General features: G+C 72.3%; 9 protein-coding genes. 1 reads left to right on the top strand and 8 read right to left on the bottom strand.

What is annotated here, in order from left to right; genetic code table 11:
• Positions 1 to 329, top strand: a 329-nt coding sequence (locus tag AC1DY2_RS09490; RefSeq protein WP_476762192.1) for a DUF8185 domain-containing protein, incomplete at its 5' end; no start/stop codon positions are given.
• Positions 330 to 344: 15 nt separating this feature from the next.
• Here AC1DY2_RS09490 and AC1DY2_RS09495 read toward each other — a convergent pair.
• The 8 genes from AC1DY2_RS09495 to AC1DY2_RS09530 all read right to left on the bottom strand — a co-directional run.
• Entirely contained in the window at positions 345 to 1991 is a 1647-nt protein-coding gene (locus AC1DY2_RS09495) for an FAD-binding dehydrogenase (protein WP_476762199.1), read from the bottom strand.
• A gap of 106 nt (positions 1992 to 2097) precedes the next feature.
• A complete protein-coding gene (locus AC1DY2_RS09500; RefSeq protein ID WP_476762200.1) occupies positions 2098 to 2505 on the bottom strand; it encodes a globin in 408 nt (135 codons plus the stop codon).
• 53 nt (positions 2506 to 2558) lie between these two features.
• Positions 2559 to 3671, bottom strand: a complete 1113-nt coding sequence (locus tag AC1DY2_RS09505) for a mechanosensitive ion channel family protein (protein WP_476762193.1) — start codon at positions 3669 to 3671, stop codon at positions 2559 to 2561.
• A gap of 11 nt (positions 3672 to 3682) precedes the next feature.
• A complete protein-coding gene (pepN, locus tag AC1DY2_RS09510) occupies positions 3683 to 6256 on the bottom strand; it encodes an aminopeptidase N (RefSeq protein WP_476762194.1) in 2574 nt (857 codons plus the stop codon).
• A gap of 34 nt (positions 6257 to 6290) precedes the next feature.
• Entirely contained in the window at positions 6291 to 6992 is a 702-nt protein-coding gene (locus tag AC1DY2_RS09515) for a response regulator transcription factor (protein WP_476762195.1), read from the bottom strand.
• Positions 6989 to 8341, bottom strand: coding sequence for a sensor histidine kinase (locus tag AC1DY2_RS09520; RefSeq protein WP_476762196.1), 1353 nt, complete (start codon positions 8339 to 8341; stop codon positions 6989 to 6991). Before AC1DY2_RS09520 ends, AC1DY2_RS09515 begins: the two co-directional genes overlap by 4 nt.
• Before the next feature lie 10 nt (positions 8342 to 8351).
• Positions 8352 to 9203, bottom strand: coding sequence for an ABC-2 transporter permease (locus AC1DY2_RS09525; protein WP_476762197.1), 852 nt, complete (start codon positions 9201 to 9203; stop codon positions 8352 to 8354).
• A gap of 5 nt (positions 9204 to 9208) precedes the next feature.
• Positions 9209 to 9907 (bottom strand): AAA family ATPase (locus AC1DY2_RS09530; RefSeq protein WP_476762198.1); only part of this gene is annotated, 699 nt, incomplete at its 5' end.

The following is a 9907-nucleotide window of genomic DNA, read 5'->3' on the forward strand; positions in this document are numbered from 1 at the left end:
TCTCGCCGCCCAGGGGCGGCTGGCGCCCCCTCGGCGAGACGGATGCCGCGACCCTCGAGGCCGCGGCACGCGCGGGCATCGACGAGGTCGCCACCGCGATCCCCGAGGGCACCGGCGAGCAGCTGGTGCAGCGCGTGCGCTCGGAGGTCTGGGGTCGCGGCGTGCCGGGACTCGAGTACGTGCCCGCGGGCGCCGCGTTCGGCGCCTTCAGCCTCGGATTCCTCGGCGACGAYCCGGTGCGGCTCTTCGAGACGGGCCCGTGGACGCGCCTCACGTCGCGGCGCGGGCACGTGCTCGTGCGGCGCAAGCCCTGGACGCTCAAGGCGTAGGCGCGCCGCTGCCGCTCAGCTCCGGGCGATCGCCCGCCCGGCCGCACGACCCGTGAAGAGGCATCCGCCGAGGAAGGTGCCCTCGAGCGCGCGATACCCGTGCACGCCGCCGCCGCCGAACCCCGCGGCCTCGCCGACCGCGTAGAGCCCCGGCACGACCGTGCCGTCGGACGCGAGAGCCCGCGAATCGAGGTCGGTCTGGATGCCGCCGAGGCTCTTGCGCGTGAGCACGTGCAGCTTCACGGCGATGAGCGGGCCCGCCTTCGGGTCGAGGATCCGGTGCGGCGTCGCCACCCGGATGAGCTTGTCGCCCCGGTACTTGCGGGCCCCTCGCACCGCGGTGAGCTGCAGGTCCTTCGAGAACTCGTTCTCGAGCTCGCGGTCGCGCGCCACGATCTCGCGCTCGATGTTGTCGGTGTCGATCGGCACGTCGGGGGAGAGCGCGCGCATGCCGTCGAAGAGCTCGGGCAGGGTGTCGGCGACCACGAAGTCCACGCCGTGCTGCTTGAACGCCTCCACGGGGCCCGGTGCGCCCGAGCCGAGCCGGTCGGCGAGCAGCTTCAGGTCCTTGCCGGTGAGGTCGGGGTTCTGCTCGCTGCCCGACAGTGCGAACTCCTTCTCGATGATCTTCTGCGTCAGCACGAACCACGAGTGGGCGTGGCCGGTGGCCACGATGTGCTCCAGCGTGCCGAGGGTGTCGAAGCCGGGGAAGAGCGGCACGGGCAGGCGGCGGCCCTCGGCGTCGAACCACAGCGACGAGGGACCGGGCAGGATGCGGATGCCGTGCTTGGGCCACACCGGATCCCAGTTCGTGATGCCCTCGGTGTAGTGCCACATGCGATCGCCGTTGACGAGCCGCGCGCCCGCACGCTCGGCGATGGGCAGCATCCGGCCGTCGACATGCGCGGGAACCCCCGAGAGCAGGCTCTCGGGCGCGACGCCCATGCGCTCGGGCCAGAACTCCCGCACCAGGTCGTGATTGCCGCCGATGCCACCGGATGCCACGACGACGGCCGGCGCCCGCAGGTCGAAGTCGCCCACCACGTCGCGGTTGCTCGGCTCGCCGCGCCCGGCGGCGTCGGGGGCGAGCACGGCCCCGCGGACGCCGACCACGACGCCCCACTCGACGACGACCTCGTCGACGCGGTGCCGGTGCCGGAACTCGACGAGACCGGCCGCAGCGCCGGCCTGCACGCGGGCGATGAACGGGGCCAGCACGCCGGGCCCGGTTCCCCAGGTGATGTGGAAGCGGGGAACCGAGTTGCCGTGGCCGATGGCGTTGTAGCCGCCGCGCTCCGCCCAGCCGACGATCGGGAAGAACCGCACGCCCTTCTCGTGCAGCCACGCCCGCTTCTCGCCGGCCGCGAACTCGACGTAGGCGTCAGCCCAGCGCCGGCCCCACTCGTCCTCGTCGCGATCGAACCCGGCGGTGCCCGACCAGTCCTGCTTCGCCAGCTCGAGGGAGTCCTTCACGCCCATCCGACGCTGCTCGGGCGAATCGACGAGGAAGAGTCCGCCGAACGACCAGTGCGCCTGCCCGCCGAGGCTCGCCTCGGGTTCCTGCTCGACGATCACCACGCGCTTGCCCGCGTCGACCAGCTCGGCCGCGGCGACGAGGCCCGAGAGGCCCGCACCGACGATGATCGCGTCGGGCTCGCGCACCGAGGACCGGGACGCGGGGGATGCGGGGGATGAGGGCGCGGGGGTGGCGGCCACGTGGACTCCTTCGTCTGGGTGGTGCGGGGTGGGTGGGTGGGTGGGTGGGTGTTCAGTCCTCGAAGGTATTGACCATCGCGAACGCGGCTCGCTGCAGGTAGTCCCACAGCGTCTCCTCGGCGAGCGGCGGCAGGTCGAGCGAGTCGACCGCCGCGCGCATGTGCGCGAGCCAGCGGTCGCGCGCGTCGGGGTTCACCTTGAAGGGCAGGTGGCGCATGCGCAGGCGTGGGTGCCCGCGCTGCTCGCTGTAGGTGCCGGGACCGCCCCAGTACTGCTCGAGGAACATGGTGAGCCGTTCGGCGGCCGGCCCGAGGTCCTCTTCGGGGTACATCGGCCGGAGCACCGGATCGTCGGCGACGCCGCGGTAGAACTCGGCGACGAGGCGCTCGAACGTGGCACGGCCGCCGACGGTCTCGTAGAACGAGGGCCCGAGCGCTGCCCCGTGCTCACTGCCGCGCAGGGGCACGCCCGCCGGCTGCACGGGCCCGGATGCGGCGGGGTTCGCCTGGTCGGTCACTCGGCGCCTCCCGTGGTCGGCGGCTTCGGGGCGCGGGGGGCGCGGGGAACCTTCGGCTTCGTGGCGATGGCCGTGCGCGAGGCATCCGTCGTCACCACGCTGCTGGGCCCGGTCTTCGGGGGCTTCGCGCCCTTGACCCGGGTCGCGCCGTCGAAGCCGCTGAGCACGACGCTCGAGAGGCTCGGGAGCGTCACGCCCATGGCGTCCATCGCGTGCTTCAGGCGGGTGCGGAGCTCGCGGGCCACGTCGTCCTTCGACGACGTGCGCACCTTCATGACGATGCGGATGATCATCGCTTCATCGGAGATCGACTCGAGGCCCCAGATCTCGGGCTTCTCGAGGACGCGCGAACGCCACTTGCCCGACTGCGCGAGCTCGGTGGCGGTGCGCAGCATCTCGCTCTCGACGGCTTCCACGTCGGCATCGTACGGCACGGCGAGGTCGAGGATGACCCGCGCCCAGCCCTGCGACATGTTGCCCACCCGGAGGATCTCGCCGTTGCGCACGAACCACAGCGTGCCGTTCACGTCGCGCACCGTCGTCACGCGGATGCGCACCTCCTCGACGATGCCGGTGGCCGGCCCGAGGTCGACCACGTCGCCCACGCCGAGCTGGTCCTCCACGACCATGAAGATGCCGTTCAGTGCGTCCTTCACGATGTTCTGCGCGCCGAAGCCGAGGCCGGCGCCGATCGCCGCGGAGAGCAGCGCGAAGGAGCCGAGGATGGCGGGGTCGATGGTGCTCACGATCATCAGCGTGACGACGATGAAGAGCGTCACGTTCACGATGTTCGTCAGCACCGTGCCGAGCGTGCGCRTGCGCTGCACGACGCGCACGGCGGCGAGCGGCGACGCCTGCAGGGCCTGCGTGTCGGTGACGTCCTGCTTCTTCTTGACGCCCGACACCACGCGGTTCACGGTGCGGTCGATGACGAAGTGCAAGATCCAGCGGATGAGGAACGCGATCGCGATGATGAAGAGGATCGCGATGAGCTTGCCGACGATGACGTCCCAGTTGTCGGCCCAGAACTGTGCCACGCCCGCCCAGAAGTTGCCGCTGAGCGGGGTCTCGTCGGCAGGGTCGGTGGGGGTCTCTGCGGCTCGGAACATGGTGAGAGAGTCTACTGAGCCGCGCCCGAGAGCACGCTGGCATCGCACGCGCGAGYCGCCAACGCCCGCTCGAGTTCATCGAGCTGCTCGGACACGAGACGGTGCAACGGCGCCGGCGCGGGATTCGCGGCCAGCCAGTCTCGAGCCATGCCGGCGAGCTCCTCGTCGACGAGCGGCGACGGGAAGAGCCGCGACACGATGAGCGAGGCCATGGTGAAGCTCCGCTCCGACCAGGTGCGCTGCAGCATCTCGAAGTACGCGGTGGCCGTCGTCGCCAGCAGCTCGGGTGCCGTCGTGCGACGCCAGCCCTCGGCGATGGCGCGCGCGAGATCGTTCGACAGGCTCGCATCGGTCGCGACGCGACGCCACGCGGCATTCTTCACCGCCTGGTCGGGGCGGGCCGCGCGGGCCGTCTCCGCGAGCTGGCGGCCCTTCGCGGTCTCGTCGAGCGCGAGCGCCGCGTCGATCTCATCGTCGGATGCCCCGCCGAGCGCGGCGCGCGCGATCACGAGCTCCCACCGCAGGTCGAGGTCGACCTCGAGGCCGGGCAGCTTGATCGAGCCGTCGAGGAGGCTGCCGAGCACGTCGGCGTGCGCCTGCGTCGCCGCCAGTCGGGTGAACGCCTTCACGAACTGCAGCTGGGTGTCGCTGCCCGCCTCCGCGAGCTCCGCGAGCGCCCACACCGCGTCGCCCGTCTCGGCCGCGATCCGCTCGCGGTGCTCGTCGGCCAGGTAGCGGCCGACGGCGAGCTCGAGCCGGGAGAGGGCGAGGCCCCGCGCGGCGGACTGCGTCTCGTGGCCGACGCTGCCGAGCACGAGCCGCACGAACTCGCTTGCGGGCAGCTCGGCGTCGCGCACCGCATCCCACGCCGAGCCGAGCACGACCGCCCGCGCGACGGGGTCGGCGAGTTCGGCCAGGCCCGCGATCGCGGCGGCGAACGACGCCTCGTCGAGCCGCACCTTGGCATAGGTGAGGTCGTCGTCGTTCACGAGCAGCAGATCGGGGCGCTGGACGCCGACGAGGTCGGGAACGTCGGTGACGGCGCCGTCGACGTCGAGCTCGAGGCGGTGCGTGCGCACGAGGGCGCCGTGCTCGTCGGCGGAATAGCAGCCGATCGCGACACGATGCGGGCGGAGGGTCGGATGTGCCGCCGCCGCGGTCTGCTCGATGCGCGCCGCGGTGATCGTGCCCGCGGCATCCGTCTCGACGATCGCTCGCAGGGTGTTCACTCCGGCGGTCTCGAGCCAGAGCTCGGACCACCGGGTGAGGTCCCGCCCGCTCGCCCGCTCGAGCTCGTCGAGGAGGTCGCGCAGGGTGGCGTTGCCACCGCCGTGAGCCGTCAGGTAGGCGCCGACGCCCCGCTGGAACGCCTCGAGGCCGACCCACGCGACGAGCTGCTTCAAGACCGAGGCGCCCTTGTCGTAGGTGATGGCGTCGAAGTTGACCTCGACGTCGCCGAGGTCGCGGATCTCGGCGACGATCGGATGCGTCGAGGGAAGCTGGTCCTGCTCGGCCGCGTGGGTCTTCTCGTCGCTCGCGAACGTCGCCCAGACGCCCGTGAACTCCGTGACCTGCGACGTGGCGAGCGTCGACGCCCACGTGGCGAACGACTCGTTCAGCCAGAGGTCGTTCCACCAGCGCATGGTCACCGAGTTGCCGAACCACATGTGGCTGAGCTCGTGCAGCACCACGATGGCCCGCTGCTCGCGCCGGGCGTCCGAGACGCGCGACCGGAACAGGTAGCCCTCGTTGAACGTGACGGCGCCGACGTTCTCCATGGCGCCCCAGTTGTACTCGGGCACGAAGACCTGGTCGTACTTGCCGAAGGGATAGGGGACGCCGAAGGCCTGCTCGTAGAACGCGAGTCCCGCCTGCACCGTCTCGAACATGACGTCGGGCTCGGCGTACTGCGCGAGCGAGGCGCGGGTGAAGAGGCCGAGCGGCACGTCGCGGCCGTCGATGCTGCGAGCCGCGCCGCGCCAGGCCGCATACGGGCCGGCGATGATGGCGACGATGTAGCTCGAGATGACCGGGCCCGTCTCGAACGCCCACGTCGCGGTCGTGCCGTCGGTGCCAGCCGGCACCGGGCCGGGCGTGGGCGCGTTGCTCAGCACCTGCCACGCGGCGGGCGCCGTGATGGTGAACCGCACCGACGCCTTGAGGTCGGGCTGGTCGAAGACGGCGTACACCCGGTTCGCCTCGGCCACCGCGAACTCGGTGTAGAGGTACGCGGCGTCGTCGACGGGGTCGACGAACCGGTGCAGGCCCTCGCCGGTGTTCGAATAGCCGCGCGTCGACCGCACCACGAGCTCGTTCTGCGCCTCGAGGTCGACGAGGCGGATGCGGTTGCCGTCGATGACCGCTGCCGGATCCAGCGGGCGGCCATTCAGCACGAGTTCGTGCACCTCGAGGGTCGTCGACTCGATGAAGGTGGAGGCGCCGGGCGTCGCGTCGAACCGCACCACCGTGGTGGACCCGAACGTGCCGCCGTCGCCCGTGAGGTCGAGGTCGACCTCGTATCGGGGCGCGTGCACGATGCCGACGCGCTCCTCTGCCTCGAGTCGGGTGAGGTGTGCAGCTGGCATCGATGGGCCCTCCGTGTCGGTGTGCCCAGCCAGCCTACCGACGCTCGGGCGACGTTCCGGGCCCGCCGAGGAGCCCGTGCTCGTAGGCGAGGATGACGAGGTGCACGCGGTCGCGGGCGCCGAGCTTCTGCAGGATGCGGCCGACGTGGGTCTTGACGGTCGATTCGGAGAGGAAGAACCTCGACGCGAGCTCGGCGTTGTTGAGGCCCTCGGCGATCGCCACGAGGATCTCGCGTTCTCGGGGCGACAGCCGGTCGAACAGCTCGGCGCGCGCATCGGCGGCTCCCGCGGGCGGGAGGTCGGCGGCGAACAGCTCGATCATCCGGCGGGTGACGCGGGGCGCGAGCGCCGCCTCGCCCGCGTGCACGGTGCGGATCGCGGTCGTGAGCTCCTGCGGCCGGGCGTCCTTCAGGAGGAAGCCGCTGGCGCCGGCCCGGATCGCCGCGAAGGCGTACTCGTCGAGGTCGAAGGTCGTGAGCACGATGACCCGCGGCGCGGCCGGTCCGCCGGTCACCTCGGCGGTGGCGGCGATGCCGTCGACCCCGGGCATGCGCACGTCCATGAGCATCACGTCGACGGGCGTGGATCGCGCCAGCTCGACGGCCGCGGCGCCGTCGCAGGCTTCGCCCACCACGACGAGGTCGGGTTCCGCCTCGAGCACCATCCGGAAGCCGGTGCGCACGAGCGCCTGGTCGTCGACGATGGCCACGCGGATGTCCCGCCGGTCATCGTTCACGTCGGGTCCTCCGCCCGTGCCTCCGCGTCGACGGCGGCATTGGGGGCACGTCGGTCATCCGCCGCCTCCAGCGTCGCGCGCAGCGTCGCGCGCAGCGTCGCGTGCATGCGCCAACCGCCGGTCGACCGTGGGCCCGCATCGAGCGTGCCGCCGTAGAGCCCGACCCGCTCGCGAAGGCCAGGCAAGCCCCGACCGGAGCCGACGATCCCGGGCACGCCGTGGGCGTGGCCGTCGTCCTCCACGACGACCTCGACCGCGTCGTCGCCGTGGAGGATGCGGACGTCGACCTGCTGCGCCCCGTCGGCGTGCCGCAACGCGTTCGTGAGGCCCTCCTGCACGAGCCGGTAGACCGCGAGCTCCAGCGTCGGCTCCGTGATCGGCGCTCCGGTGGTGGTGAGGCGCACGGGCAGGCCGGCGTCGCGGAAGCCCTCGACGAGCGCCGGGATCGCATCGACGCCGGGCTGCGGCGCCCGATCGGCGGAGCCGGCGGCATCCGTCGGCCCCGCGAGCACGCCCAGCATGCGCCGCATCTCGGCGAGCGCGTCGCGGCCGGCCTCCGCGACGTGACGCATCGTCGTCGCGGCGCGCTCGGGGTCCTTGGGGGCGGTCGCCGCCGATCCCTCCGCGAGCGTGATCATGACGGTGAGCCCGTGCGACACGATGTCGTGCATCTCCCGGGCGATGCGGGCGCGCTCCGCCGCGGCGGCGAGCTGCGACTGCTGGTCGCGCTCCCTGGCCAGGTCGTGCGCGCGGGCGATCAGCGCGTCCAGGTAGCGCCGCCGATTGCCGACGCTGACGCCGATGAGGGTCGCCACGAGCATGAGCACCGCGAAGGAGAGCGCGGCGCTCAACGCGTCGCCGTCGAGCGGCACTGCCCCGGCAGCCCGTCTGATCGCCGCGGAGAGGTACGCGGCGCCCGCGCCGACCGCGGCCGACGTGCCGAACCCGATCCACGCCGACCGCGAGGTGCCGTACACGGCGAGCCCGTAGAGCGCGAGCAGGATGGCGAACACGTCGACCGACGGGGCCCAGATCGAGGCGAGGCACGCCAGCCAGGCGAGGGCGAGCACCAGTCGGGGATGCGTGCGCCGAGCGATCAGCAGCCCGAGCCCCGCCGCGAGCGCGGCGGCCACGACCGCGATCGCCAGGCCCGGCGCAAGCTGCTGCTGCGCCGCCGAGACGATCGTGATGACGATGGTGGGAACGCCGTAGATCCCGGCGATGAGCGCGTCGGCGAATCGCGGATGCCGCGCCCAGTAGCGGCGCGCGACCCCGGGCGCTCGCGGCAGGCGCAGCTCGCCCCCGGCCACCGGGTCCTGGTGGTCGGGGGCGGGCCGTGACGCGGTCATGGACAGGACTCTACGCGTCGCGTTTCGTGAGCGTCGTGGCGGCCCCGATGCCCGCGGCGGCCACCCATCCGAGCACGATGGCGAGGTTCAGCCAGACGCCGAAGCCGTCGGCGGTCGCCTCGGCCGTCGTGGAGGTGAATGTGTTCATCCCGGCGATCGAGACCAGGTAGGGCACGAGGTCCTGTGCCCACTCGGCGGGGATCATCTGCAGCACCGTCGGGAGGAGCAGCAGGATGCCGAGGACCGCTGCGATGCCGCCCGCGCTGCTGCGCAGGATCGTGCCGACGCCAAGCGCGAACAGGGACACGAGCGACAGGTAGAGCGCGCCGCCGAGGAGCGGCAGGAACACGGCGGGGTCGAGGAGGTTCGCCGAGACGTCGATGCCCGCGAAGACCACCGACGACACCGCGAACGCGCTGAACGTCGCGATGGCGCCGACCACGAAGGTCGCCGCGCCCAGGATCACGGCCTTGGCGGCGAGCGCCGGCAGCCGCCGCGGCACCGCGGTGAGCGTCGACCGGATCATGCCGGTCGAGTACTCGCCGCTGATCACGAGCACGCCGAGCACGGCGGCGACGAGCTGGCCGAAGTACACGCCGAACACGGAGGCGTCGACGACGAAGCCCGCCTGCTGGTCGGCCGGGGCGGACGCGGCATCCGCACCGCCGTTCATGCCGTTGACCATGCTGAGCGACATGAGCAGGGCCATGCCGAGCGAGATGGCGACGACGAGCCCGTACGACCAGATCGTCGAGCGGAGGCTGCGGAGCTTGATCCACTCGGAGCGCAGCACGCCTCCGAACGTCAGGCTCGTCGAGGGTTCGGCCGGCTGCGAGCCGACTCGGGGCGATGGGGTGGTCATGGTGGTCATCGGACGGCCTCCGTGCGGTATTCGACGGCGTCGGCGGTCAGGGCCATGTAGGCCTCCTCGAGCGACGCGCTCTTGGGGGTGAGTTCATGGATGGCGAGGGCGTGCGCTGCGGCGAGGTCTCCGATGCCGGATGCCTCGACGCCGGTCACCTCGAGGAGGCCGGCCTCCGACCGCACGACCGTGACGCCCGGGCCGGCGAGCAGGTCGGCCAGGCGCGACGCGTGCGGCGAGCGCACCTGCACGCGGGGACTCGTGCCGTTCGCGATGACGTCGGCGACGGGGGCATCCGTGATGATGCGGCCCTTCCCGACGACGATGAGGTGATCGGCGGTCATCGCCATCTCGCTCATCAGGTGCGAGGAGAGGAAGACGGTGCGGCCCTCGCCCGCCAGATGGCGCACGAGGCGCCGCACCCACAGGACGCCCTCGGGGTCGAGCCCGTTCACGGGTTCGTCGAGGAGCAGCGTCGCCGGGTCGCCGAGCAGCGCCGCGGCGATGCCGAGCCGCTGGCCCATGCCGAGCGAGAAGCCGCCCACGCGCTTGCGCGCGACCGACTCGAGCCCGGTCAGCTCGATGACCTCGCGGACACGCCGGCGACCGATGCCGTGCGTGGCGGCCATGGCGAGCAGGTGGTTCTCGGCGGTACGGCCCGTGTGCACGGCCTTCGCGTCGAGGAGGGCGCCGACCTCGTGGAG

The organism is Agromyces sp. P1_H4 (genome assembly GCF_056405255.1).